26 protein-coding genes are annotated in these 25775 nt (G+C 66.7%); 10 read left to right on the top strand and 16 right to left on the bottom strand.

Annotated features, from left to right (window positions below; translation table 11 throughout):
• Positions 1-242: 242 nt before the first annotated feature.
• Genes dxs through IM708_RS16530 form a run of 4 tightly spaced genes read right to left on the bottom strand, consistent with a single transcriptional unit; the run spans position 243 to position 4207 of the window.
• Positions 243-2171, bottom strand: coding sequence for a 1-deoxy-D-xylulose-5-phosphate synthase (gene dxs / locus IM708_RS16515; protein ID WP_209427688.1), 1929 nt, complete (start codon positions 2169-2171; stop codon positions 243-245).
• 10 nt (positions 2172-2181) lie between these two features.
• Complete coding sequence (locus IM708_RS16520) at positions 2182-3042, bottom strand: polyprenyl synthetase family protein (protein ID WP_209427689.1); 861 nt, start codon at positions 3040-3042, stop codon at positions 2182-2184.
• Positions 3039-3275 carry an exodeoxyribonuclease VII small subunit gene (locus IM708_RS16525; protein WP_209427690.1) on the bottom strand — a complete coding sequence of 79 codons (237 nt, stop codon included), beginning with the start codon at positions 3273-3275 and terminating at the stop codon, positions 3039-3041. The genes IM708_RS16520 and IM708_RS16525 overlap by 4 nt, the downstream gene beginning before the upstream one ends.
• Positions 3272-4207, bottom strand: coding sequence for a histone deacetylase family protein (locus tag IM708_RS16530; RefSeq protein WP_209427691.1), 936 nt, complete (start codon positions 4205-4207; stop codon positions 3272-3274). The genes IM708_RS16525 and IM708_RS16530 overlap by 4 nt, the downstream gene beginning before the upstream one ends.
• 122 nt (positions 4208-4329) lie before the next feature.
• Between IM708_RS16530 and IM708_RS16535 the strand changes: the two genes are divergently transcribed.
• The 3 genes from IM708_RS16535 to fghA all read left to right on the top strand — a co-directional run bounded on the left by IM708_RS16535 (position 4330) and on the right by fghA (position 7433).
• Positions 4330-5439 carry an S-(hydroxymethyl)glutathione dehydrogenase/class III alcohol dehydrogenase gene (locus IM708_RS16535; RefSeq protein WP_209427692.1) on the top strand — a complete coding sequence of 370 codons (1110 nt, stop codon included), beginning with the start codon at positions 4330-4332 and terminating at the stop codon, positions 5437-5439.
• A 59-nt stretch (positions 5440-5498) separates the two neighbouring features.
• The gene (locus IM708_RS16540) at positions 5499-6404 is read left to right on the top strand and encodes a hypothetical protein (RefSeq protein WP_209427693.1); all 906 of its coding nucleotides are present in this window, start codon (positions 5499-5501) and stop codon (positions 6402-6404) included.
• Between the two features lie 189 nt (positions 6405-6593).
• The gene (fghA, locus tag IM708_RS16545; protein WP_209427694.1) at positions 6594-7433 is read left to right on the top strand and encodes an S-formylglutathione hydrolase; all 840 of its coding nucleotides are present in this window, start codon (positions 6594-6596) and stop codon (positions 7431-7433) included.
• Positions 7434-7656: 223 nt separating this feature from the next.
• Here the strand turns inward: fghA and IM708_RS16550 are convergent, their stop codons facing one another.
• The 7 genes from IM708_RS16550 to IM708_RS16580 all read right to left on the bottom strand — a co-directional run bounded on the left by IM708_RS16550 (position 7657) and on the right by IM708_RS16580 (position 15787).
• The gene (locus IM708_RS16550; protein WP_209427695.1) at positions 7657-9852 is read right to left on the bottom strand and encodes a 3-hydroxyacyl-CoA dehydrogenase NAD-binding domain-containing protein; all 2196 of its coding nucleotides are present in this window, start codon (positions 9850-9852) and stop codon (positions 7657-7659) included.
• Complete coding sequence (locus IM708_RS16555; RefSeq protein ID WP_209427696.1) at positions 9849-10328, bottom strand: cupin domain-containing protein; 480 nt, start codon at positions 10326-10328, stop codon at positions 9849-9851. Before IM708_RS16555 ends, IM708_RS16550 begins: the two co-directional genes overlap by 4 nt.
• Positions 10328-11539, bottom strand: a complete 1212-nt coding sequence (locus tag IM708_RS16560) for an acetyl-CoA C-acetyltransferase (RefSeq protein WP_209427697.1) — start codon at positions 11537-11539, stop codon at positions 10328-10330. Before IM708_RS16560 ends, IM708_RS16555 begins: the two co-directional genes overlap by 1 nt.
• 11 nt (positions 11540-11550) lie before the next feature.
• Positions 11551-12177, bottom strand: coding sequence for a glutathione S-transferase (locus IM708_RS16565; RefSeq protein ID WP_209427698.1), 627 nt, complete (start codon positions 12175-12177; stop codon positions 11551-11553).
• Positions 12178-12292: 115 nt separating this feature from the next.
• On the bottom strand, positions 12293-13447 hold the full coding sequence (locus IM708_RS16570; RefSeq protein WP_245243262.1) for an acyl-CoA dehydrogenase family protein: 1155 nt from the start codon (positions 13445-13447) through the stop codon (positions 12293-12295).
• A gap of 95 nt (positions 13448-13542) precedes the next feature.
• Positions 13543-15321, bottom strand: a complete 1779-nt coding sequence (locus tag IM708_RS16575) for an acyl-CoA dehydrogenase C-terminal domain-containing protein (protein ID WP_209427699.1) — start codon at positions 15319-15321, stop codon at positions 13543-13545.
• A 70-nt stretch (positions 15322-15391) separates the two neighbouring features.
• Positions 15392-15787, bottom strand: coding sequence for a MerR family DNA-binding transcriptional regulator (locus IM708_RS16580; RefSeq protein WP_209427700.1), 396 nt, complete (start codon positions 15785-15787; stop codon positions 15392-15394).
• Positions 15788-16025: 238 nt separating this feature from the next.
• On the opposite strand from IM708_RS16580, the gene IM708_RS16585 reads away from it, so the two are divergent.
• Positions 16026-16802: a glycosyltransferase gene (locus tag IM708_RS16585; protein WP_209427701.1), complete on the top strand. Its 777-nt coding sequence runs from the start codon at positions 16026-16028 to the stop codon at positions 16800-16802.
• Positions 16803-16863: 61 nt separating this feature from the next.
• On the opposite strand, the gene IM708_RS16590 is transcribed toward IM708_RS16585, so the two are convergent.
• The gene (locus IM708_RS16590; protein WP_209427702.1) at positions 16864-17244 is read right to left on the bottom strand and encodes a MerR family DNA-binding transcriptional regulator; all 381 of its coding nucleotides are present in this window, start codon (positions 17242-17244) and stop codon (positions 16864-16866) included.
• Between the two features lie 132 nt (positions 17245-17376).
• Here IM708_RS16590 and IM708_RS16595 point away from each other — a divergent pair, with 132 nt between their 5' ends.
• The 3 genes from IM708_RS16595 to IM708_RS16605 are packed head-to-tail and all read left to right on the top strand — an operon-like array spanning position 17377 to position 19676.
• Positions 17377-17814 carry a PaaI family thioesterase gene (locus IM708_RS16595; protein ID WP_209427703.1) on the top strand — a complete coding sequence of 146 codons (438 nt, stop codon included), beginning with the start codon at positions 17377-17379 and terminating at the stop codon, positions 17812-17814.
• Positions 17811-18326, top strand: a complete 516-nt coding sequence (locus IM708_RS16600; RefSeq protein WP_209427704.1) for a PaaI family thioesterase — start codon at positions 17811-17813, stop codon at positions 18324-18326. The genes IM708_RS16595 and IM708_RS16600 overlap by 4 nt, the downstream gene beginning before the upstream one ends.
• A 9-nt stretch (positions 18327-18335) precedes the next feature.
• Entirely contained in the window at positions 18336-19676 is a 1341-nt protein-coding gene (locus tag IM708_RS16605) for an MATE family efflux transporter (protein WP_209427705.1), read from the top strand.
• Here the strand turns inward: IM708_RS16605 and IM708_RS16610 are convergent.
• From IM708_RS16610 to uraH, 4 genes are all read right to left on the bottom strand, one after another.
• The gene (locus IM708_RS16610; RefSeq protein ID WP_209427706.1) at positions 19673-20725 is read right to left on the bottom strand and encodes a quinone-dependent dihydroorotate dehydrogenase; all 1053 of its coding nucleotides are present in this window, start codon (positions 20723-20725) and stop codon (positions 19673-19675) included. The genes IM708_RS16605 and IM708_RS16610 overlap by 4 nt on opposite strands.
• Positions 20725-21063, bottom strand: a complete 339-nt coding sequence (locus IM708_RS16615) for a DUF952 domain-containing protein (RefSeq protein WP_209427707.1) — start codon at positions 21061-21063, stop codon at positions 20725-20727. Before IM708_RS16615 ends, IM708_RS16610 begins: the two co-directional genes overlap by 1 nt.
• A 48-nt stretch (positions 21064-21111) precedes the next feature.
• Complete coding sequence (locus IM708_RS16620) at positions 21112-22338, bottom strand: urate hydroxylase PuuD (RefSeq protein WP_209427708.1); 1227 nt, start codon at positions 22336-22338, stop codon at positions 21112-21114.
• A 78-nt stretch (positions 22339-22416) separates the two neighbouring features.
• Positions 22417-22764: a hydroxyisourate hydrolase gene (gene uraH, locus IM708_RS16625; protein WP_209427709.1), complete on the bottom strand. Its 348-nt coding sequence runs from the start codon at positions 22762-22764 to the stop codon at positions 22417-22419.
• A gap of 162 nt (positions 22765-22926) precedes the next feature.
• On the opposite strand from uraH, the gene puuE reads away from it, so the two are divergent.
• From puuE to IM708_RS16640, 3 genes are read left to right on the top strand one after another with little or no spacing between them, the layout of a single operon-like run.
• Positions 22927-24339, top strand: coding sequence for an allantoinase PuuE (gene puuE / locus IM708_RS16630; RefSeq protein ID WP_245243263.1), 1413 nt, complete (start codon positions 22927-22929; stop codon positions 24337-24339).
• Entirely contained in the window at positions 24336-25190 is an 855-nt protein-coding gene (locus tag IM708_RS16635; RefSeq protein WP_209427710.1) for a bifunctional allantoicase/(S)-ureidoglycine aminohydrolase, read from the top strand. Before puuE ends, IM708_RS16635 begins: the two co-directional genes overlap by 4 nt.
• Complete coding sequence (locus IM708_RS16640) at positions 25187-25687, top strand: ureidoglycolate lyase (RefSeq protein WP_209427711.1); 501 nt, start codon at positions 25187-25189, stop codon at positions 25685-25687. The genes IM708_RS16635 and IM708_RS16640 overlap by 4 nt, the downstream gene beginning before the upstream one ends.
• Positions 25688-25775 lie beyond the last annotated feature (88 nt).

A 25775-nucleotide genomic window follows, 5' to 3' on the forward strand; every position in this document is an offset into this window, starting at 1 on the left:
GGGCCATCGGGACGTTTCCTTGGACGGAGTCGTCCAGAAAACCACCTATTCACCCCCTCATCCAGACCAGTGTCGTGTAGTGTGCCACAATGAAACTTTCGCGCCCCCGGTCGGACAGGTGCCGCCGCCCGCGCCGGGGAGCGGCTGGCCGAACCTTTCATTGCGGTTAACGGCGCCGAAAAGACGATTGAAAAGAGTGGGTTGCGGAGGTGCGCACGCGTGCGCAGCCGGCGCGCCGCCTTTCAGGCCCGTTTCGCGCCGATATTCGCCACGCCGAGGACCTGCAGCACCTTTGCCTCGATATCCGCGGCGTTCAGCCCGGCGGTTGCGTACATGTCGGCGGGGCTGGACTGGTCGATGAAGATGTCGGGCAGCACCATCGCGCGGAACTTCAGCCCCCGGTCGAACACGCCTTCCTCGGCCAGAAGCTGCGCGACATGGCTGCCGAAGCCGCCGATGGCGCCTTCCTCGATGGTGATCAGCGCCTCGTGCCCCTCGGCCAGCCGCAGGATCAGGTCGCGGTCGAGCGGCTTGGCGAAGCGGGCGTCGGCGACGGTGGGATGGATGCCGCGCGCCTCCAGCGCCTCGCAGGCGGTCAGCACCTCGGACAGGCGCGTGCCGAAGGACAGGATCGCGACGCGCCCACCCTCGCGGATCATCCGGCCGCGGCCGATCTCCAGCGGCTGCCCGCGCTCGGGCATCTCGACCCCCACGCCCTCGCCCCGCGGATAGCGGAAGGCGATGGGGCCATCGTCATGCGCCGCCGCGGTGGCGACCATGTGCACCAGTTCCGCCTCGTCCGCCGCGGCCATGACCACGAAGCCCGGCAGGTTCGCCAGATACGCCACGTCGAAGGCCCCGGCATGCGTCGCGCCGTCCGCGCCGACCAGCCCGGCGCGGTCGATGGCAAAGCGCACCGGCAGGCGCTGGATCGCCACGTCGTGCACCACCTGATCGTAACCGCGCTGCAGGAAGGTCGAATAGATCGTGCAGAAGGGTCGCAATCCCCCCGCCGCCAACCCGGCGCAGAAGGTCACGCCGTGCTGCTCGGCGATGCCCACGTCGAAGCAGCGCTTGGGGAAGCGTTCGGCGAAGAGGTTCAGGCCGGTGCCGTCGGGCATGGCGGCGGTGACGGCGACGATGCGGTCGTCGCGCTCGGCCTCGGCCATCAGGGCGCGCGCGAAGACCTTGGTGTAGCTGGGCGCGTTGGATTTCGTCGGCCGCGGCTCGCCGGTCTCGGGGTCGAACTTGCCGGTGGCGTGGCCGCGGTCTGCGGCGGCTTCGGCCGGCGCGTAGCCCTTGCCCTTCTTGGTCAGGACATGGATCAGCATCGGCCCGGTCGCCCGGTCGTGCACCAGCCGCAGGATCGGCAGCAACTGGCCCAGATCGTGCCCGTCGATGGGCCCGACGTAGGAGAAGCCCAGTTCCTCGAACAGGGTGCCACCGATGGTAAGGTGCTTGAGCAGGTCCTTGGCGCGCTTCGCCCCCTCCTGGAAGGGCTGCGGCAGCAGGCTCAGCGCGCTTTTCGCGGCGGCCTTCAGGTCGTGCAGCGGCGCCTCGGCATAAAGCTTCGACAGATAGGTCGACAGCGCCCCGGTTGGCGGCGCGATCGACATCTCGTTATCGTTGAGGATGACGAACATCCGCTTGCCCAGGTGACCCGCGTTGTTCAGCGCCTCGAAGGCCATGCCGGCGCTCATCGCGCCATCCCCGATCACCGCGATGGCATCCCCCAGCGCCGGGTCGGGCGCGCCGCCCAGTTCGCGCGCCATCGTGAACCCCAGCGCCGCCGAGATCGAGGTCGAGGAATGCGCCGCGCCAAACGGGTCATAGGGGGACTCGCTGCGCTTGGTAAAGCCCGACAGCCCGTCCTTCTGCCGAAGCGTGCGGATGCGGTCGCGCCGCCCGGTCAGGATCTTGTGCGGATAGGACTGGTGGCTCACGTCCCAGATCAGCCGGTCGCGCGGCGTGTCGAAAACGGCGTGGATCGCCACGGTCAACTCGACCACGCCCAGTCCCGCGCCCAGGTGCCCGCCGGTTTCCGACACCGCGCTGATCGTCTCGGTGCGCAATTCGTCGGCCAGCTGGCGCAGTTGCGCATCGGTCAGTCCGCGCAGATCGGCCGGCAGGCGAACCCGGTCGAGAAGGGGGGTAGGGGGGCGGTGGGTCATCGCTACTCCGTCACTTGTCCCGGCATACCACGAAACGCGCGGCGTCGCACAGGGGGGCCGCGTCGCGACCATAGGGCGCAAGGGCGGCGCAGGCCTCCTCGGCCAGGTCGCGGGCGCGTCGGCGCGCGCCTTCCAGGCCCAGCACCGAAACGAAGGTCGCCTTGCCCGCTGCGGCGTCCTTCTGCACGCGCTTGCCCAGGCGACCGGCATCGCCCTCGCAATCCAGGATGTCGTCGGCGATCTGGAAGGCCAGACCCATCGCGGCGGCGTAGGCGTCGAGCGGCGCGGTGTCGTCGCCGGCCATGCGCGGCCCGGCACTGGCCGACCACGCGAACAGTGCGCCGGTCTTGGCCGCCTGCAGCCGGGCAATGGCGTCGAGGTCGAGGGGCGCGGCGGCGCTGCCGGCGGCGATGTCGAGCATCTGCCCGTAGGCCATCCCGCTCGCGCCCGCGGCGCGCGCCAGCGCCTGCACCATCTCGGCCGGACGCGGCTGGCCGGGCAGGGTCAAAAGTTCGAAGGCGAGCGATTGCAGCGCGTCGCCAGCCAGGATCGCGACCGCCTCGGACCAGGCGACATGCACCGTCGGCCGGCCCCGGCGCAGATCGTCGTCATCCATCGCCGGCAGATCGTCATGAATCAGCGAGAAGGTGTGCATCGCCTCGATAGCCGCCGCGGCGGACAGGGCATGGTCGCGCGCGACCCCGTGCAGCGCCGCGCTTTCCAGAACCAGGAACCCGCGCAGTCCCTTGCCCCCCGACAGGGCGTAGGCCATCGCGGCGCGCAGATCGCTTTCGGGCAGTTCCGCGAGGGCGGCCATCAGTCGGACTTCGACCGCGGCCGCGGCGGCGGTCAGCCGCCTGGCGAAGGTCATGCGGGATCGAGCGGCGCGGTCCCGGCCGCCGTGCCGTCTTCGGCCAGCGTGATCTGTTCGATTCTTGCTTGGGCGCGCGCCAGTTGCGCCTCGCAATGCTTCTTCAACTCCGCTCCGCGCTCATAAAGCTCGATCGAGGCGTCGAGCGCGACGTCGCCGCGTTCGAGCTGTCCGACGACGCCTTCCAGTTCACGCAGTGCCTCCTCGAACGACAGCTCCGACACCGGCTTCATGCGCTCCGCTCCATCAATACCTGGACATGCGCGGCGACCGACTGCGCCAGCGCATCGACATCATAGCCACCCTCCAGGGCCGAGACCACCCGCCCCTGAGCATGTGTGTCGGCGATGTCGCACAACTGCCGCGTGAGCCAGACGAAATCCTCGACGTCCAGGTCAAGCTGCGCCAGCGGGTCGGCGCGATGCGCGTCGAACCCGGCCGAGATCAGGATCAGTTCCGGCTTGAAGGCTTCGAGTCGCGGCGTTGCCGCGCGCTGCCAGGTCGCGCGGAACCGCGTGCCGTCGCAGCCGGGCGGCAACGGCAGGTTCAGCACGTTGTCATGCGCGCCCCGCTCATTGGCGCTGCCGGTTCCGGGCCAGAGCGGCATCTGGTGGCTGGAGATGAAGAGCGCGCGCGGCTCGTCCCACAGCAGGTCCTGCGTGCCGTTGCCGTGATGGACATCGAAATCGACGACCGCGACGCGCGACAGCCCATGGTGATCCAGCGCCCTTTTCGCCGCGATCGCGACATTGCCGAGCAGGCAGAACCCCATCGCGGTTTCGCGCTCGGCATGGTGGCCGGGCGGGCGGGTGGCGGCAAAGGCGTTCCCGGCCTCGCCGGCCATCACCATGTCGAGCGCGCCCAGAACTTGGCCCAGCCCGCCGGTTGCCGCGTACCAGCTGCCGGGCGAGACATGGGTGTCGGCATCGAGCGCGCGCGTACCCTCGGTCGGCAGCGCGGCGCGGAGCCGGTCGACATGGGGCTGCGGGTGGCAGCGCAGGATCTCGCCCATGTTGGCGGCGGGCGCCTGGCGGCGGATCAGCGCGTCGAATTCGGGGGCATCGAGCCGCGCGAGGATGGCTTCCAGCCGCGCCGCACGCTCGGGGTGGCCGGCGGGTGTGACGTGGCGCAGGCAGGCGGGATCGGTGAAGAAAGCGGTCGGCATGGCGCCAGCTATAGCCGATTGCCGGGCGCCCGCAACCGCTTGACGCGCGCGTCGGCAGGGGCTGGCGCAAACCGGGCGGATCGCGTTAGGTTCGGCGCACGGAAAACAGGGGAGAACGCGCCATGAAGACCCGCGCCGCCGTCGCTTTCGAGGCCAAGAAACCGCTGGAGATCGTCGAACTCGACCTCGAAGGCCCGCGGGAGGGCGAAGTCCTGGTCGAGATCATGGCGACCGGCATCTGCCACACCGACGCCTACACGCTCGACGGGCTGGACAGCGAAGGGATCTTCCCCTCGATCCTGGGGCACGAGGGCGCGGGCGTGGTGCGCGAGGTCGGCCCGGGCGTGAAGTCGGTCAGCCCCGGCGACCATGTGATCCCGCTCTACACGCCCGAATGCCGGCAGTGCAAAAGCTGCCTCTCGGGCAAGACGAACCTCTGTACGGCGATCCGCGCAACGCAGGGCAAGGGGCTGATGCCCGACGGAACCAGCCGATTCAGCTACAAGGGGCAGACGATCCATCACTACATGGGCTGCTCGACCTTCTCCAACTTCACCGTCCTGCCCGAGATCGCGGTGGCCAAGGTCGACGCGGGCGCCCCCTTCGACAAGATCTGCTACGTGGGCTGCGGTGTCACCACCGGCGTCGGCGCGGTCGTCAACACCGCCAAGGTCGAACCGGGCGCCAATGTCATCGTCTTCGGCCTCGGCGGCATCGGCCTCAACGTCATCCAGGGCGCGCGGATGGTCGGCGCCGACAAGATCATCGGTGTCGACATCAACGACGCGAAGGCGGATTGGGGCCGCCGCTTCGGCATGACCGATTTCGTCAACCCCAAGAAGATCGACGGCGACATCGTCGCGCATCTTATCGACCTGACCGACGGCGGCGCGGACTACACCTTCGACTGCACCGGCAACACGACCGTCATGCGCCAGGCGCTGGAGGCCTGCCACCGCGGCTGGGGCGTGTCGACCGTGATCGGCGTGGCCGAAGCCGGCAAGGAAATCTCGACCCGCCCCTTCCAGCTGATCACCGGCCGCGTCTGGAAGGGCACGGCCTTCGGCGGCGCGCGCGGGCGCACCGACGTGCCGAAGATCGTCGACTGGTACATGAAGGGCAAGATCGAGATCGACCCGATGATCACCCATGTCCTGACCCTCGAGGAGATCAACACGGGCTTCGACCTGATGCACGCCGGCGAATCGATCCGCTCGGTCGTTGTGTATTGACGTCCTTGTCGTATACCCTCCCGTCACGTTTTGAAGCGTAGGGCGTCGAAGGTGAAAGGATGAGCTTTATCGGCGGCTTGCGGCGGCTCTACCAGATTGTCGTGCCACCCGAGAGAAGGCGCCGCTTGCGCGAGCGCCGAAAGCGCGCCGTTTTCGGACTACACCTGGCGCGCAGCCGATTGATCGGTTCTCCGTCGCTTCCGGGTTCATCCAGCCCTCGTCTGATCGTCAGCCTCACCAGCTTTCCGGCCCGCATCGACCAAGCCTGGATCGCGATCGAATCCATCTTCGCCCAGACGCTGCTTCCGGATCGCATCGTGCTTGTGCTTGCGCGTTCCGAATTCGGCGAGGCGCCACTGCCCGAGAAGATCGACCGCTACCGACAACGCGGCGTGGAGATCCTGTGGATCGACGAGAGTCTTCGCAGCTACAACAAGCTCCTTCCGACGCGCGAGAAGTACCCGGACGCAGACATCGTCACCATCGACGACGACATCCTGTATCCCCGTCGAATGCTCGCCGAGCTTGTCGCGGGGCGGGACCAGCATCCCGAAACGATCATTGCGCGTCGTGCAAGAGTGGTCCGTTGTTCCCCCGATGGATCGGTCATGCCGTTCCGAAGCTGGCCGCTTGCCGCGAAGGGGGCGCCGACAGAGCGGTTGATGCCGCTGGGACTTGGCGGCGTGCTATATCCGGCGAAGGTCCTCGACGACGCGTTGCTGCTCGACTCGGCCACGGCCCGCAGATTGTGCCCGACCGGCGACGACATCTGGTTCTGGGCCGTGGCCCGCAAGTGCGGTGTTCGTCATGTCTCTTTGGGGCGAAGCTTTATGGTGCTTCAAGAGTTCAGCGACACGCCCAAGTTGTGGTCCGTGAATCAGCTTCCTGATGGCAACGACATGCAGATCGCAAAGGTGATTGCCGCGCTTGGCATTCAGCCGGTTTGTCCGAAGGCCGCGGCGTGACCGACCTTTCCGAAGGTCGCGCGCGATCCAGCGGTGTTTCCTCGACTCACCGAGGATCGTCGTGCAGAAGGGGGCGCTCAGGAACGGTAGCGGGGTAACGTAAACCCATGTGCTCAAGATAAGGCGCATCAACCGCGGCGTATGTCTCCTGCATGCGGGCGAATCAAGCTGCTCGGAGGTGGTCTACTGATGGAACGACTTAATCGCTGGCGTGCCCATGACGGCTGGCAGGAGGTCTGGCGTCATTCTAGCCAGGCCACCGGCACCGCGATGGAATTCTCGATCTTCGTGCCCGACCATGCGGAGGGCGCGCGCCTGCCGGTGGTCTGGTTCCTGTCGGGGCTGACCTGCAACTGGGCCAATGTGACCGAAAAGGGCGCGTTTCGCGCCGCCTGCGCCCGTCATGGCCTGATCTTCGTCGCCCCCGACACCTCGCCGCGCGGCGAGGGCGTGCCGGACGACCCAGAAGGCGCCTTTGACTTCGGCCTCGGTGCCGGCTTCTATGTCGATGCCACCCAGAACCCCTGGGCGCGGCACTACCGGATGCGCAGCTACATCGAGCAGGAACTGCCCGCGCTGATCGCCGGGCGGTTTGCGGCGGACATGACCCTGCAGGGCATCATGGGCCATTCGATGGGCGGGCACGGGGCGCTGACCATCGCGCTGCGAAACCCCGACCGGTTTCGCGCCGTTTCGGCCTTTGCGCCGATCTGCGCGCCGTCCGACTGCCCCTGGGGGCAGAAGGCGCTGGGCGGCTATCTGGGTGCGGATCGCGCCGCCTGGGCCGAGTACGACGCCTGCCGATTGATCGAGGCCGGTCACCGCGTGCCGGCGCTGCGCGTCGATCAGGGGGCGGCCGACGGATTTCTCGAGGAACAGCTGAAGCCCGAAAAGCTGCGCGAGACCTGCGCGCGGGCCGGCCAGCCGCTGGAACTGGCGCTGCACGATGGATACGATCACAGCTACTATTTCATCTCGACCTTCATGCCCGCCCATCTGGACTGGCAGGCCGAGCGGCTGAAGGCGTAGGGACCGCGAGGCGCCCTCGGTTGGTCCGGACGGGCTGGCGAGCGCGTCCCCTGGCCTGTCCTGCGCGGCGGGGCCAGAAGTTTCATTGCGGTTAACGGCGCCGATTTATGTAAATAATTCAGTTATTTGCGAAGATGCGCGCATGCGCGCACCCCGCGCTCCGCGCAAGCAGAAAGACCCGCCCAAAGGGGCGGGTCCTGAGCACGGCGTCCCGCGGGGTCGATCAGGCGGCGGCCGCGGCGGCGCGCTTGTAGAAGGTCTCGCGCCGGGCGGCCATGTCGCGCAGCATCTGCGGGGCCTCGAACCGTTTGCCGTGGCGGGCCTTCAGGTCGTCGCAGATCTCGACCGCGCGGGCCGCGCCCAGCATGTCGAGCCAGGAAAACGGCCCGCCCGACCAGGGCGCGAAGCCCCAGCCGAGGATCGCGCCCACGTCGCCCTCGCGGATGTCGGTCAGAACGCCCGCTTCCAGCGCGCGCACGGCCTCCAGAACCTGCGCCATCATCAGCCGGTGCTGCACCTCGGACAGGTCGGGCTGATCTTCGGCACGGGGGTACTTGTCGCTCAGTCCCTTCCAGTAGCCCAGCCGCTTGCCCGCCTCGTCATAGTCGAAGAAGCCGGCCTTGGACTTGCGGCCCAGGCGGCCTTGATCGACCATCCAGAAGACAACCTCGTCCACGGCCGCGTCGGGATATTCGTTGCCCATCGCGGCTTTCGTCGCCTTGGCGATCTTCGCCCCGAGGTCGAGCGAGGTTTCGTCGACCAGTTGCAACGGCCCGACCGGAAAGCCCAGCAGCCGTGCGGCGTTGTCCACCAGCGGCGGCGCGACGCCCTCCTTCACCAGCCGCATCCCCTCGTTGATGTAGGGAATGATGCAGCGGTTGGCGTAGAAGAAGCGCGCGTCGTTGACCACGATCGGCGTCTTGCGGATCTGCCGGACGTAGTCCAGCGCCTTGGCCACCGCGCGGTCGCCGGTTTCGCGGCCCTTGATGATCTCGACCAGAAGCATCTTGTCCACCGGGCTGAAGAAGTGGATGCCGATGAACTGATCGGGCCGGTCGCTGGCTTGGGCCAGGTCGCTGATCGGCAGGGTCGAGGTGTTGGTGGCGAAGATCGCGTCCTTCGCGATCACCGCCTCGGCCTTCGCGGTCACCTCGGCCTTGACCTGCGGATCTTCGAACACGGCTTCGATCACCATGTCGCAGCCCTCCAGCGCGGCATAGTCGGTGGTGGGCGTGATCCGGTCCAGCACCTCGGTCTTCTTCGCCTCAGTCACCTTGCCGCGCTTGATACCCTTGTCGAGGAGGCCGCTCGAATAGGCCTTGCCCTTTTCCGCCGCCTCCTGCTTCGCGTCGATCAGCACGACCTCCATGCCAACATTGGCGCTGACATAGGCGATGCCCGCGCCCATCATGCCGGCGCCCAGCACACCCAGCTTCTTCACCCGCTGGTCCGGTGCCTCGGGCCGGTTCGCGCCTTTCTCCAGCGCCTGCTTGTTGACGAAAAGCGACCGCGTCATCGCCTGCGATGACGGATTGAGGAGGAGTTGGGTGAAATACCGCGCCTCGATCCGCAGCGCGGTGTCGAAGGGCACCTGCAGCCCCTCGTAGACCGCCGACAGCAGCGCCTTGGCGGCCGGATAGACGCCCCAGGTGTTGGCATGCACCATCACCGAGGCGCCGACGAAGGTCATGAAGCCGGAGGGGTGGTAGGGCGCGCCGCCGGGCACCTTGTAGCCCTTCGCGTCCCAGGGTTTCACCAGATCGGCGTCCCTGGCGTTCAGCACCCAGTCCTTCGCGCGCGCCAGCAACGCGTCCGCCGGTACGACCTCGTCGATCAGGCCGCCGGATTTCGCCTTGGCGGGCGACAGTTGCTTGCCCTCCAGCAGGTAGGGGGACGCGGCCATCGCGCCCAGCTTGAAGGCCAGCCGCGTGGTGCCGCCGCCGCCGGGGAAGAGGCCGATCATGATCTCGGGTAGGCCGATCTTGGCCCTGGGGTTGTCGGCGGCGAAGATGCGATGCGTGGCCAGCGGCAATTCCAGCCCGATCCCCATCGCCGTGCCGGGCATGGCGGTGACGAAGGGTTTGCCGCCCTTCAGCGTCTTGGGGTCCATGCCGGCGCGCTCGATCTTGCGAAACAGTTGATGGGTGGACATGATCCAGTCGAAGATCGCCTGCGCCGGGTTTTCGCCGACCGCGTCGCGGTCCTGTGACAGGACGTTCAGGTCCATCCCGCCCGCGAAATCCGCCTTGCCCGAGGTCAGGATGACCCCCTTCACCGTCTCGTCGGCCAGCGCGCTGTCGACATGGGCCTCAAGTTCCTTCAGACCCGCGACCGTCATGACGTTCATGGCCTTGCCAGGCACGTCCCAGGTGATCGTGGCGACGCCATCGGCGTCAACGGAATAGTGGAATTCGGTCATTCTTTCGCTCCCTTTTCGGGGTAGGGGGTGCCGTCCTTGCGGGCGTAGCGATTGCCCTCGGGGGTGATCGTCACCTTCAGGTCGATATCGGAATAGGTCGCAACGTCGTGGGCCTGCCGCGTGCCGACCACCAGAAGGCGGCATTCGCCGTCGCTTTGGTTGATGAAATGGTGCCCGTCGGGATTGCCCGCCGGGAAGGCCGCGCAATCGCCGGCGTTCATCGGGGTCTCGCCGGCGTCCTCGACCAGCACGCACGCGCCGGACAACACCATGACAAACTCGTCCTCGGTCTCGTGCCAGTGCCGCATCGACGATTTCGCGCCGGGCGCCAGAATGGTCACGTTGACGCCGAACTGCGTTAGCCCGCCCGCGTCGCCCAGCATCAGCGCGCTGCGCCCGCGCGCCTCGGCGTCATAGGGGGGCGGGTAGGTCGTGCCGGTGCGCAGCGGCACGGTGGCGGGGTCGATCCGTGGCATCACAGACGCTCGATGATCGTGGCCGCGCCCATGCCCGAACCGATGCAGAGCGTCGCGAGCCCGGTGCCCTTGCCGGTGCGCTCCAGCTCGTCCAGCAGCGTGCCGAGGATCATCGCCCCCGTGGCCCCCAGCGGGTGACCCATCGCGATGGCGCCGCCGTTCACGTTGACCCGGTCCTGATCGACGTCGAAGGCCTGCATGAAGCGCATCACGACCGAGGCGAAGGCCTCGTTGATCTCAAAGAGATCAATGTCGGAAATCTGCATGCCCGACTCGCGCAGGATCTTCTCGGTCACCGGCACCGGGCCGGTCAGCATGATCGTCGGGTCTGTGCCGATCTTCGCGGTGGAACGAATGCGCGCGCGGGGTTGCAACCCGTACTTCTCGCCGAATTCCTTGTTGCCGATCAGCACGGCGGCCGACCCGTCGACGATGCCGCTTGAATTGCCGGCATGGTGGATATGTTCGATTCTTTCCAGTTCCGGGTATTTCATCAGCGCGATCTTGTCGAAGCCCGGCATCACCTCGCCCATGTCCTTGAACGACGGCTTGAGCGAGCCCAGCGACTGCATGTCGGTCTCGGGGCGCATATGCTCGTCGCGATCAAGGATGGTCAGCCCGTTTATGTCCCGGACAGTGACCACCGACCGGTCGAAGCGCCCCTCGTCCCAGGCCTTCTTGGCGCGCTTCTGGCTTTCCACCGCCAGCGCGTCGGCCTCGTCGCGGGTAAATCCGAACTTGGTGGCGATGATGTCGGCCGAGATGCCCTGCGGCACGAAATAGTTGTCGATCGCGATCTGCGGATCGACGGCGATCGCGCCCCCGTCCATGCCCATCGGGACGCGGCTCATGCATTCGACTCCGCCCGCGACATAGGCCATGCCGGCCCCACCGCGCACCTGGTTGGCGGCCATGTTCACCGCTTCCAGGCCAGAGGCGCAAAAGCGGTTGATGCTGACCCCCGGCACGCTTTCGTCGAAATCGGACGCCAGCACCGCGGTCCGCGCCAGGCACGCGCCCTGCTCGGCGACCTGGGTGACGTTGCCCCAAATCACGTCCTCGATCGCGCGCGTGTCCAGATCGCTGCGGGACTTTAGCGCGTTCAGCGCGATGGCGGACAGGCGCGGCGCGCTCACCTCGTGCAGGCTGCCGTCCTTCCGGCCCTTGCCGCGCACCGTGCGGCAGGCATCAAAGATATAGGCGTCGGTCATCGTCGTCTCCTTCATTGCCGGTCCGCGGGGGAACCGGGCATCAGGTCATAGGGATGTTTCCAGCCGGGCTGTTCGCTCAGCCGCGCAAGCCAGGTATCGATATTGGGCCAGTCGGCGCGCACGAAGCCGAAGGGCTCGGGATAATACAGGTATCCCGCACAGGCGCAGTCCGCGATCGAGGGTGCCTGGCCCGCGATCCATTCGCGCCCGTCGAGATGGGCGTCCAGCACTTTGTAGGCAGAGTTGAGCCGGGCCTTGAGGAAGTCGATCACCGGGCCGGGGCGTTTCGCTTCGGGCAGGAAGTTGGACAGAAACCGCACCGTGCCTGCCTGGCTCGACAGCTTGTGATTGTCCCAAAGCACCCAGCGCAACACTTCCATGTCCTCGACGCCGGCCATACGGCCGGTGGCGTGCGCGACGTGCGCCTGAATGGTGCCCGACTGCGTGAACGTCCGGTCGCCCTCGACCATCACCGGCACCTCCCCCATCGGGTTCAGCGCCCTGAAATCGGGTCCGCGCGTTTCACCGTTGAAGAAGTCCACGAACCGGGGCTGCCAGTCGTAGCCGCACAGCGCCATGGTCAGCGCCGCCTTGTAGGCATTGCCGGATTCGCCGAAGCAATAGAGTGTCGCGGTCATTTCCTGTTCCTTCTTTTCGCCGCGCCGCAGGTGCGGCGCCCGGCCCAACGCGAGGAAGGTTCGTGCGCACCGCGCACAACCTGACGAGGGGCGGGAGCCCTTCCGGCGCCCGCGTTCACAGCGACCTCCCGATCAGGTCCTTCATGATCTCGTTGGTGCCGCCATAGATGCGCTGCACGCGGGCGTCGGTCCACATCTCGGCCACCGCGTATTCCGTCATGAAACCATAGCCGCCGTGCAACTGCACGCAGTCGTCGATCACCTGGCACTGCAGGTCAGTCAGCCAGTATTTCGACATCGCCGCCAGTTCGACCGTCAACTCCCCTTTCAGATGCGCCTCGATGCAGCGGTCGAGGAAGGCGCGCGCGACGACCGCCTGCGTCTTGCATTCGGCCAGCTTGAACCGGGTGTTCTGGAAATCGATGATCGGCTGGCCGAAGGCTTCGCGTTCCTTGCAATAGGCAATCGTCCGCGCCACCGCCCCCTCGATGGCGCCCACCGCGCCGCAGCCGATGATCAGCCGTTCCTGCGGCAGCTGCTGCATCATCTGGTAAAACCCCATGCCCTCCTGCCCGCCGAGGATGTTCTCGGGCGGCACGGCGACCTCGTCGAAGAACAACTCCGACGTGTCGGCCGCCTTCAGGCCCACCTTGTCGAGGTTGCGCCCGCGCCGGAACCCCTCGGCCCCATCGGTTTCCACCACCACCAGCGAGACGCCCTTGGCCTTGGCACTTGGGTCGGTCTTGGCGGCGACCACGATCAGGTTGGCGTGCTGGCCGTTGGTGATGAAGGTTTTCGATCCCGTCAGCCGGTAGACATTGCCGTCGCGCACCGCCCGGGTCTTCAGGTTCTGCACGTCCGACCCGCCCGAGGGCTCGGTCATGGCCAGCGCGCCCACCATCTCGCCCGAGGCCATCCTCGGCAGCCACCGTTTCTTCTGCTCTTCCGATCCGTAGGCAAGGATGTAGTGGGCCACGATACCGGAATGGATGGGGTTGCCCCAGCTGGCCAGGTTGGCGCGGCCGGATTCCATGTAGATCACCGCCTCGTGGCCGAAATCCCCGCCCGCCCCGCCGTATTCCTCGGGGATCGAGGCGCAGAGAAGCCCGATCTCGCCCGCTTCCTGCCAGGTCGTGCGGTCCATCTCGCCCTGGGCGCGCCAGCGGTCGAAATGCGGCGCCCATCTCTCGGCGATGAAGTCGCGGGTCATGTCCTTGAGCATCTTGTGCTCGTCGCTCATCCATGCCGATCGCATCAGCGGGAATGTCATGCGGCGGTCCCTCCCAGACCTGAGATGCGGCGCTTTGCGCCGTCGTTCTATCGTCGCCCGGGCGCGGCGGGCGCGCCCGGATCGGTCGCGCGCCCTCAGAACGCCGCGGCCTCCAACGCCATCACCGGCTCGGCGCCCGATTCGATGCGCCGCAGGTGCAGCGCGGTCGCCGGCAGCTGGCGGGCCATGTAGTAGCGCCCGGTGGCCAGCTTCGTCTGGTGGAAGGTGGCGTTGTCGGTCCCGGCCTTCAAGGCGTCCGTCGAGGCCTTCGCCATGCGCGCCCACATCAGCCCCAGGCAGACATGGCCAAAGAGATGCATGAAGTCGGTGGCCCCGGCAAGCGCCGCGTCGGGCTTCTTCATGCCGTTCTGCATGAAGAACATCGCCGCGCCCTGCAGGTCCTTTGACGCCGCCTTCAGCGGGTCGAGGAAATCGCGCTTCAATTCCGCGTCGCCCTCGTTTTCCTTGATGAAGGTCTTCACCATCTCGAAGAACGCCATGACATGCTTGCCGCCGTCCTGCGCCAGCTTGCGGCCGACCAGATCCAGCGCCTGGATGCCGTTCGCGCCCTCGTAGATCATGGCGATGCGGGCGTCGCGGACATACTGCGACATGCCCCATTCCTCGATATAGCCGTGCCCGCCGAAGACCTGCTGCGCCTGCACAGTCATGTCGAAGCCCCGGTCGGTCAGGAAGCCCTTCATGACCGGCGTCAGCAGGCTGATCATGCCTTCGGCATCGGCATCCTGCGCCCGGTGCGACCGGTCGATCAGATGCGCCCCCCAAAGCGCCAGCGCGCGCGCGCCCTCGACAAAGCTCTTCTGGTCCATCAGCGCGCGGCGGATATCGGGATGCACGATCAGCGGGTCGGCGGGGCCCTCGGGGTTTGCCTTGCCGGTCACGGCGCGGCCCTGCAGGCGGTCCTTTGCATAGGCCAGCGAGTTCTGGTAGGCCGCCTCGGCTTGGGCATAGCCCTGGACGCCGACGCCCAGGCGCGCCTCGTTCATCATCGTGAACATCGCGCGCATGCCCTTGTGCAGATCGCCCACCAACCAGCCGGTCGCGCCATCGTAGTTCATCACGCAGGTCGAATTGGCGTGAATGCCCATCTTCTCCTCGATCTTTCCGCAGGAAACTGGATTGCGGACGCCCAGCGACCCATCCTCATTGACCAGGAACTTGGGCACGACGAAAAGCGAAATGCCCTTGGTGCCTTCGCCTCCGCCTGGCGCCTTGGCCAGCACCAGGTGGATGATGTTCTCGGCCAGGTCGTGTTCGCCCGCCGAAATGAAGATCTTCTGGCCCGTGATCCGGTAGCTGCCGTCGTCCTGGGGTTCGGCCTTGGTGCGGATCATGCCCAGATCGGTGCCGCAATGCGGCTCGGTCAGGTTCATGGTGCCGGTCCATTCCATGCTGACCATCTTGGGCAGATACACGGCCTTCTGCTGTTCCGACCCATGAGCCAGCAACGCGTTGATCGCGCCATGCGTCAGGCCCTGGTACATGTTCAGAGCCATGTTCGCGGCCACGAAGATCTCGCCCACCGCCGAGCCCATGGCGATCGGCAGGTTCTGCCCGCCGTACTCCTCGGGCAGGTCCAGCCCGTTCCAGCCGCCTTCCTTGATCGCCTCGAACGCCTCCTTGAAGCCGTCGGGCGTGATCACGACGCCGTTCTCGAGCCGGCAGCCCTGCGCGTCCCCCGTGGCATTCAGTGGCGCCAGCTTTTCGGAGGCAAGTTTCGCCGCCTCTTCGAGGATCGCGCCGGTGAAGTCGCGGTCGAGTTCGTCATGGCCGGGCAGATCGCTCGCGGCGATGCCAAGGACGTCGTGGAGGATGAACTGAAGGTCGGAAACCGGGGCAGTGTAGACGGGCATCAACTTCTCCTTGCGGATCGAATTGCGCGGGACGGAGGATCCGCTACCGCGGCGAAACAGGGGGCTGCGGTCACTCGGCCGCGGCGCGCCGGAACGAGGCGATCATCTCGGCCCCCCACTCCAGCTGGCCGCGCAGCTCGGCAATCGCTTCGTTCAATTCGTCGCGCTGGCGCTCCATCTGCGCCAGACGTTCGCGGGCGACGGCATAGGTACGGCGCAGCTGTTCTTCCTGCGCATCGCCCCGGTCGTAAAGGTCCAGAAGCTGGCGCATTTCCTCCAGGCTGAAGCCGAACCGCTTGCCGCGCAGGATCAGCTTCAACCGGCCACGGTCGCGGCGGGTATAGAGCCGCTTCTGACCCACGCGGATCGGGAACAGCAGTTCCTTCGCCTCGTAGAACCGAAGCGTCCGGGGCGTCACCTCATGGGCGTCGCACATCTCGCGGATCGTCATCAATTCCTTTTCCATCGGGCACCTCCTGACGGCTGGACGGGCGCATGCGCCTTGAACGGATCTGGGTCGCTGCGCTTTGCATAACAGACGGGTTGACGTTAACGTAAACCAAACGTCACGTCACAAAGTCCGTGACGAGGCGTCGATTGAGAAGCCGGCGTGCCTGAAGAACGACTTTGCCTCCCGGAGCGGTATCAAGCTCCCGACTTGCGACCACTCTTGCCGGACCTACATTAATCGGCATCATGGCGTCATGGATGAGAACCAAAGTCAGAACTGGCAGCCCTCCGTGCGACAGATCGGCCTTGGCGAAGCCGTGTCGCATCTTCAGGCCCTCAAGATCGGCTACCCCGCTTCGCCGATATTGCATCAGTACTGGAACGCTGATCCGCCGCAGCAAATCCGCAAACTGCTGAAGCACAACGCCACCCTATGCGAACGCTGGACGGTGCAGCACGAGGTTTGGGACGAACAGCGGGCGAAAGCGTTCCTAGCGGAGTACTACCCGGATATTCTTCCCCTCTTTCTCTCGGCATCTCACCCCGCCATGGGTAGCGATCTATTGCGGCTTTGCATCATAGAACACTTCGGAGGACTCTATCTGGATGCCGATATGGCCTTGCGCGCGACTGGTGGCGAACGATTGGCTGGACTGCTGCATGGAGGCTTGGTTTTCAAGTGGAATTTGCCCGAGCGTACGAACGTTCCGAACTGGTGTTTTGGCTTTCGTGCCGGTCACAGCATTCTTGCGCATCTCATCGCTGATACAGCGGTCTCAATGCGCGCCGCGTTGCAGGAAGATAGTAAGAAAGCGCTTCAGAACATTCTCACGGTTAGTGGTCCAGGACGATTTACACGCTCCTTGGGTGGTTGGATCGCTGCGCATGGTTGCCCTCCCGGATTCCTTGTTCTTGATGTCGATGATGCCTACACGATGGTGCAGAACGGCCCCGAGCTATTGGGCGCGCCGCTCGACTACAAAAGCACATCAAGGCATTGGCTGGTCGCTGCGCGTAGCTCAGCAACGTGAAGTTCCTTTTTGTGACGGTCCGACCGTACGTGAAGCGATTGCTGAATTGCTGCTTGGGGGCTCACGCCTGCTTCTCATCCAGCAATCGGACTGCTTCGTCGCGCAGGGCCTTCAACTCGTCGATCGTCTCGCCAAGTTCTTCGCGCTGGCGATGCAGTTCGACCAACTGCCGGTCGGCGGACTCTATCCAGGTCTCAAGCTGCCGGCGGGAACCTTTGGTTTCGTACATTTCCAGCCATTGACGGATCTCCTCGAGGCTGAAGCCAAAGCGCCGGCCGCGCAGGATCAGCGTCATCCGGGCGATCTCGCGCGCGCCGTAAAGGCGGTTGCGGCCGTCCTTTTCGGGGCTCAGCAGTTCGATGTATTCGTAATAGCGCAGGGTGCGCGGCGTCACCTCGAACTTCGCGCACATCTCCTTGAAGGACAGTTTCGTATCGCTCATCGCGCCGCTCCGGACCGTCGGGCATCAACCTATGCGCTGGTGGATCGCGGCGCAACATCGCTTCGGCCCCTTGCGCCGGGAAGGCGGGCGCGCGACACTCCGGCCGACACCCACATAGCCCCAGGCACGCCCATGACCGACCCCTCCGCCGCCCAGAGATTCATCGAGGCGATCCCGCATTCCAGGGCGCTGGGCATGGTGCTGGAGGCGGTCGGCGACGGCCACGCCAGGATCAGCATGGCCTGGGACGAACGCTTCGTCGGCGACCCGGCGACCGGCGTGATCTCGGGCGGGGCGGTGTCGGCGCTGCTCGATACCTGTTGTGGGGCGGCGGTACTGTCGGATGCGGGCGGCGCGACGGGCACGGCGACGCTGGATCTGCGCATCGACTACATGCGCGCCGCCCGGCCCGGCCAGCGGATCACCGCGCGCGCCGAATGCTATCATTCCACGCGCACTGTCGCTTTCGTCCGTGCCACCGCGCATGACGAGGACGAGGGGCTGCCAGTGGCCACCGCGGCCGGCGCCTTCACCATCGAAGGGCGCAGCAACGGGGAGAAGGCGACGTGAACCGGCCCAAGCCAGAGCCGGTGCAGGCGGTGAAGCAGCGCCGCGACGCGGCGCTCCTCGCGCTGATCGACGGCATACCTTATGCGCAATACCTTGGCGTCCGTTTCGACCGGCGCGGGGACGAGTTGACCGCGGTGCTGCCCTTCAACGAAAGCCTTGTCGGCAATCCCTTCCTGCCCGCGATCCACGGCGGCGTGACCTCGGCGTTTCTCGAGATCACGGCGATCATCGAACTCAGCTGGTCGCTGCTGTGGGACGAGATGGAGGCGGGCAAGCTCGATCCCGCCGCCGTCGACCGGGAGCATCTGCCGCGTCTGCCGAAGACCATCGACTTCACCGTCGACTACCTGCGCTCGGGCCTGCCGCGCGACGCCTATGCGCGGGCGCGGATCAATCGGTCCGGCCGTCGCTACGCAAGCGTGCATGTCGAGGCCTGGCAGGACAACCGCGCGCGCCTTTTCGCGCAGGCAACGGGACATTTCCTGGTGCCGGGCCGGAACAACGGGGGCTGAGCACCGCGCGTGGCCGTTGCTGCCCAGTTGACTCACCGGCGCGTGCTGGCCATCGCGCTGCCGATCGTGCTGGCCAACCTGACTATTCCGCTGCTGGGGCTGGTGGATACCGCGGTCGTCGGCCAGTTGGGCGCAGCGGCGCCGATAGGCGCGGTCGGGCTGGGGGCCGTGATTCTCACCTCGGTCTTCTGGGTATTCGGCTTCCTGCGCATGGGCACGACCGGGCTTGTGGCGCAGGCGCACGGGGCCGGCGACGTGGCCGAAAGCGGCGCCATCCTGAAGCGCGGATTGCTGGTCGCGGGCGCGGCGGGGCTGGGCCTGATCGCGCTGCAGGGTCCGCTGATCTGGGGCGCCTTCCGCATCGCCCCCGCCAGCGCCGAGGTCGAGGCGCTGACCCGCACCTACCTCGACATCCGCATCTGGGGCGCGCCGGCGACCATCGCCGCCTATGCCCTCAGCGGATGGCTGATCGCGTTGGAGCGGACGCGCGCGGTGCTGGTCCTGCAACTGGTCATGAACGGCCTCAACATCGTCCTCGACGTCTGGTTCGTGCTGGGACTGGGCTGGGGGGTCGCCGGCGTGGCATGGGCCACGCTGATCGCCGAATATGCCGGGCTGGGATTGGGCCTTTGGCTTTGCGCGTCGGCGTTCACCGGGCCGAAGGGGCGCATCCTCGACGGCCCGCGGTTGAAGCGGATGGCGGTGGTGAACACCGACATCATGCTGCGCTCGATCCTGCTGCAGGGCTGTTTCACGGCGTTCCTGTTCGTGTCCGCCGGGCAGGGGGATGCGGTGCTGGCGGTCAACCAGATCCTGATGCAGTTCCTGCAATTGACCGCCTATCTGCTGGACGGTTTTGCCTTCGCGGCCGAGTCGCTTGTGGGCCAGGCTGTCGGGGCAAAGGCCGCAACGCGGCTGTCGCGGACCGTGCGGCTGACCAGCGTCTGGGGCGTGGGCGGGGCGGTTGGGCTGGCGCTGGGCTTCGCCCTGGGCGGCGGGGTGGGGATCGACCTGATGACCACCGCGCCCGAACTGCGGGAACTGGCGCGGATCTTCCTGCCCTGGGTGGTCGCGGCGCCCCTCCTTGGCGTCGCAGGCTGGATGTTCGACGGCATTTTCATCGGCGCCACCCGCACGCGCGAGATGCGCAACGCGATGCTGGCTTCGGCTGTTCTCTATGCATCGGCGTTGTGGCTGTTCGGGGGCTGGGGCAACCACGGGCTCTGGGCGGCATTGATGGTTCTCAACGCCGCGCGAGGGGTGCTGATGGCGCTCTACTACCCGCGCATCCCCGACAGCCTGCGCGCGCCGCGGCCCGCCTCGGCCATTTCCCGCGCGCCCCGCGGCTAGAGCCAGGCATCGCGCCCGGTGCCGACGGCCGCTTGCAGCGTGTCGAACCCGTCGCTTGCAAGCCGCGCTTCCAGCCCGTGCAGGATCTCGCCCACCAGCCCGAAACCGCCAAAGACCAGCGCGGAGTAAAGCTGCAGCGCACTGGCCCCGGCGCGGATCTTGGCATAGGCGGTCTCGGCATTCTCGATCCCGCCGACGCCGATCAGGGGCATCTTTCCGTCCGTAGTCTGCGAAATTTGCGCCAGGATGCGCGTGGACTTTTCAAACAAGGGACGGCCAGAAAGCCCGCCAGCTTGGTCCTGAAAGGCACTTTTCAAACCTTCGCGCGCCAACGTGGTGTTCGTCGCGATGATCGCGTCGACACCCGCCTCCTGCGCCACGACGGCCAGTTCGGCGAGCGCATAATGCTCCAGGTCGGGCGCGATCTTCAGGAAAACCGGGACGGAACGTGCCAGTTCCGCGCGCGCCGCCATCACCCGCGACAGCAGGCTGCGCAGCGCCGCCGCACCCTGCAGATCGCGGAGCTTCTCGGTATTGGGGGACGAGACATTGACGGTCACGAAATCGACCTGCGCCCCGCAAAGCGTCAGCACTGCCGCATAGTCGCCCGCCCGGTCATCGCTGTCCTTGTTCGCGCCCAGGTTCAGGCCCAGCACCACGCCGGCGGGACGCGCGCGCAACCGGCCGCCGATGGCCTCGGCGCCATCGTTGTTGAAGCCGAACCGATTGATCACCCCGCGATCTTCGGTCAGGCGAAACAGGCGCGGGCGCGGGTTGCCCGGCTGCGGGCGCGGGGTGGCGGCGCCGACTTCCAGAAAGCCGAAGCCGAGGCGCGCGAGCGGTGCCAGCGCCACGGCGTTCTTGTCGAACCCGGCGGCCAGGCCCAGCGGGTTGGGCAGGTCCAGACCCGCAAGCCGCACGCGCAACCGGGGCGAGGTGATCGGCCCCGATCCGTGCACCAGTCCCGTGCGCAACGCCTTCAGCGCCAGGTCGTGGCCGCGCTCGGGGTCCAGCCGGTGCAGCGCGGCAAGCCCCAGGCGTTCCAGCATCAGACCACGCCCTCGGGGAAAATATGCCCGGCCGCGCCCAGCGGCAGCGACTTGTCCCAGACCACGTCGCCCAGGCGCAGCGGACGGTAGAGATGCGGAAACAACTTGTCTCCGCGCGACGGCTCCCAGCGCAGGGCGTCCCCCAGATCGTCGGCCTCCAGCGCAACCAGCACCAGATCGCTTTCGCCGACAAAGTGCTTCGCCGCTGTTCCGGTCACCTGTGCTGCGGTCGACAGGTGAATGTAGCCATCGGCCAGATCGACCGGCGCGCCGTTGGTTTCGCCATTGGCGCGAAAGGAGTCCCATTCGGGGCGGCGAAAGATCTTGTAGACCAGCATGCGCCGCTCTTGCCCCAGCGCGGGGGTCCGGTCAATGGGCTTGCCCGCTCACGACCCGGTCGCGGCACGATACCAGGCGCGCAGCTGCGCACGCTCTTCCTCGGGCATCGCGACCGCCTTGCGGGGCGGCATGGCGTGGCTCATTCCGGACTGCAGGTATATCGCACGCCCCGCGCGCGCCACCTGCGCCTCGGTCTCCAGCACCACGCCCTTGGGCGCCCAGTGCAGTCCCGGCCAGACCGGCTCCGCCGCGTGGCACATCGAACAACGGCCCAGGACGATCGAATAGGCCGCGTCGAACTCGGCCACTTCGGTATAGCGGGCCATCGACGGCGGCAGGCTGGCGACGTCTTCGTCGCCCGCGCGCATCGGCGCGGTCGACAGCCACATGATCACGATGAAAATCACCACGGTCACCGCCCAGGTCCAGGTTGGCTGCCCGGTCCGCGCATGCATCGAGTTGAAATAGTGGCGGATCGTCACCCCCATCAGGAATACGAGGCTGGCGATCACCCAGTTCCACTCGCTCGCGAAGGCCAGCGGATAGTGGTTCGACAGCATCAGGAAAATGACGGGCAGGGTCAGGTAATTGTTATGCGTCGACCGCTGCTTGGCGATCTTTCCGTAGCGGGCGTCCGGCGCCCGCCCGGCAACCAGGTCGGCCACCACGATCTTCTGATTGGGAATGATGACCAGAAAGACATTGGCCGACATGATCGTCGCGGTGAAGGCGCCCAGATGCAGCAGCGCCGCGCGGCCCGAAAAGACCTGCGCGTAGCCCCAGGCCATGACCACCAGGATGACGTAGAGAAGCAGCATCAACCGCGTGTTGTCCTCGCCCAGCCGCGACTTGCAGATCGCGTCATAAGCCAGCCAGCCGAAGACCAGCGAACCCGCCGAGATCGCGATCGCCTGCCAGACGGCCAGGTCCATCACCTCCGGATCGATCAGGTAGAACTCGGCGCCCAGGTAGTACATGACCGCCAGCAGCGCGAAGCCCGACATCCAGGTCCAGTAGCTTTCCCATTTGAACCAGGTCAGGTGCTCGGGCATCTGCGGGGGCGCGACCATGTACTTCTGGATATGGTAGAAGCCGCCGCCATGCACCTGCCACTCCTCGCCGGTCGCACCCTTCGGCAGGTGCGGCGCCTTCCGCAGCCCCAGGTCGAGCGCGATGAAGTAGAAGGACGAGCCGATCCACGCGATGGCCGTGATCACATGCAGCCAGCGCAGCGCGAATTCGGCCCAGGATCCGATGACGGCAAGATCGAACATGGCAGGCTCCCGCTGAATTTCGGGCAGCCTATACCCGCCCGCACCGTCCTGTGAATCCGTAGAATTGCGCCGAGGCGCCTAGCTGCCGCGATAGGTCGAATAGCCGTAGGGCGACAGCAGCAAGGGGACGTGGTAATGCGCCTGCCCGTCGCTGATCCCGAAGCGGATCGGCACCTCGTCCAGAAAGAGCGGCTCCTCCCCCGCCTGACCCGATCCGCGCAGATACTCGCCGGCGTGAAAGGTCAGCTCGTAGACGCCCGGCGCGAAACGTTCCTTCGGCAGGATCGGCCCATCGGTCCGCCCGTCCGCGTTGGTCATCATCTCGGCCAGCACCTCGCCCTCGGCGCTGCGCAGGGTTATGCGCAGTCCCGCGGCGGGACATCCGCGCGCGGTGTCCAGAACATGCGTCGTCAGGTATCCGGCCATCGGCTGCTCCCTTTCATTTCCAACATCATGTCGCCAGCGCGGCGGATTGTCAGTATCTGCCGCGAAGCATAGTCTTTGCCGAAGAACTTGAACATCTGCACCCTTCATTTCGGACTGCGAACCCGACGCAGCCGACCGCCGTTTCCGCAGACCGGAGTCCCCATGCCCAACCCGCCCCGCTATCCGCGCAACATGACCGGCTACGGCCCCCGCCCGCCGCAAGCGGCCTGGCCCGAGGACGCCCGCGTCGCCATCAGCCTGGTCCTGAACTACGAGGAGGGGGGCGAGAACTCCCTCCTGCACGGCGACGCGCAGTCCGAGGCGTTCCTGTCGGACATCCCCGGCGCCCAGCCCTGGCCGGGTCAGCGGCACTGGAACATGGAATCGCTCTACGACTACGGCGCGCGCGCGGGGTTCTGGCGGCTGCATCGCCTCTTCACCCGGCGCGGCCTGCCGGTGACCGTCTTCGGCGTCGCCACCGCCCTGGCCCGCAGCCCCGAACAGGTCGCCGCGATGAAGCAGGCCGGCTGGGAAATCGCCTCCCACGGGCTGAAATGGATCGAGCACAAGGACATGTCCGAGGAGGAGGAGCGCAACGCCATCGACGCCGCGATCCGCCTGCACGCGCAGGTCGTGGGCACCCCCCCGCGCGGCTGGTACACCGGCCGTTGTTCCGTCAACACCTTGCGCCTGACCGCGCGCACCCAGGCCTTCGACTGGATCTCCGACACCTATGACGACGACCTGCCGCACTGGATCGAACTCGGCGATCACGACCAACTGGTGATCCCCTACACGCTGGAAGCCAACGACATGCGCTTCGCCACCGCGCCGGGTTGGGTCACGGGGCAGGATTTCGGCCAGTACCTGATCGACACCTTCGACGTGCTCCATGCCGAGGGTGGGCGCATGTTTTCGGTCGGCCTGCATTGCCGGCTCATCGGCCGGCCGGGCAAGATCGCCGGGCTCATCCGCTTTCTGGACCACGTCGCCGAAAAGGGCGGTGCCTGGTTCGCCACGCGGGCCGAGATCGCCGCGCACTGGCGCGCCCACCACCCGCCGCAGCGCTTCGACCGCCCCAGCCAGATGGACCGCGACACCTTCGTCACCCGGTTCGGCGGCATCTTCGAGCATTCTCCCTGGATCGCCGAACGCGCCTGGACGATGGAACTGGGCCATGCGCACGACTCGGCGCTGGGCCTGCACCACGCGCTGTGCCGCGCTTTCCGGTCGGCCACCGACAACGAACGCCTCGGCGTCCTGCGCGCCCATCCGGATCTGGCCGGAAAGCTTGCGCGCGCGTGCCGCCTGACGGCCGAGTCGACATCCGAACAGGCGTCCGCCGGACTCGATGCGCTGACCGACAGTGAGCGCGCTTCGTTCGAGGACCTGAACGCCGCCTATGTCGAAAAGCACGGCTTTCCCTTCATCATCGCGGTGCGCGACCACGACAAGGCCGGTATTCTTCAGGCGTTCCAGACCCGCCTGTCCCACGACACCGACACCGAATTCGCCACCGCCTGCGCCCAGGTCGAACGCATCGCCGAACTGCGCCTGAAAGAGGTTCTGCCATGAAGAAAAGCGAAGAGAGCGGCTATTTCACCCCGCCCGGCGGCCTGCCGCCGCAAGGCGCGCTGATGACCCAGCGCGCGGTCTTTACGGAAAGCTACGCCGTCATCCCGCGCGGCTGCTTTTCCGACATCGTGACCAGTCTCCTGCCCGGTTGGCGGCGCACGCGCCTCTGGGTTGTCGCCCGCCCGCTTTCCGGCTTTGCCGAGACCTTCAGCCAATACCTGATGGAGGTGCAACCCGGCGGCGGGTCGGACGCGCCGGACGCCGAAGCCGGCGCGCAGCATGTCCTCTTCGTCACCGCGGGCGAGGGCACGCTGACGATCGGCGGACAGGGCTACGACCTGGAAGCGGGAAGCTACGCCTACATCCCCGCCGGCATGCGCTGGACGCTGCTGGCCGAAGGTCCGCGACCGCTCTGCTTTCACTGGTACCGCAAGCTGTGGGAGCCCGCCCCGGGCATCGACCGCCCCGGTCCCTTCGTGACCAACGAACGCGCCATCCCGCCCGTCCCGATGCCCGACACCCAGGGTCGCTGGGCGACGACGCGCTTCGTCGATCCTTCCGACCTGCGCCATGACATGCATGTGAACATCGTCACCTTCGCCCCCGGCGGCTCGATCCCGTTCGAGGAAACGCATGTGATGGAACACGGGATCTACGTGCTTCAGGGCAAGGCCGCCTACAAGCTGAACCGCGATTGGGTGGAGGTTGAAGCCGGCGATTTCCTCTGGCTGCGCGCCTTTTGCCCGCAGGCCTGCTACGCCGCCGGGCCGGACCCGTTCCGCTACCTGCTCTACAAGGATGTCAACCGCCAGGCGCGGTTGCGCGGCCTCTGGGCCCTTTCCCCGTCATGAGCCGGGTTCTCAAGGCCGAACCCCTGACCGCCGCCGCGTTCGCCCCCTTCGGTGACGTGCTGGCGGCCGACGGGCCGCCCGACCGGATCATCAACCAGGGCCTTTGCGGGCGCTGGCACGACCGGGCGCTACTGGATTTCGGCCCGGACATCGATCCGCCGGGCCGCGCCGGCCTGTCGATCTTCCGCGCCGAACCCCGCACGCTGCCCTACCGGCTGGAAATGGTCGAGCGTCACCCCGAGGGCAGCCAGGCCTTCGTGCCGATGCACGCGCACCCGTTCCTGGTCATCGTCGCCCCCGATGCCGACGGAACCCCAGGCACGCCGCGCGCCTTTCTGACCGACGGGGCGCAGGGGATCAACTTCCACCGCGGGACCTGGCACGGCGTCCTCACCCCACTCGCCGCGCCGGGCTTTTTTGCCGTGATCGACCGGATCGGCCCCAGCCCGAACCTGGTTGAACACTGGTTTGACGCACCGTGGGAGGTGCGGGAATAGAGCGGCGCCAAGAGCGGATCGTCCGCGCCCGTGGGTACACCCGGCGCGCTCGAAGCAAGTTAAGATTTGGTTGCGATCACGGATTTTA

This window comes from Pararhodobacter sp. SW119, assembly GCF_017811755.1.
In the GTDB taxonomy this organism is placed as follows: Bacteria; Pseudomonadota; Alphaproteobacteria; order Rhodobacterales; family Rhodobacteraceae; genus Pararhodobacter.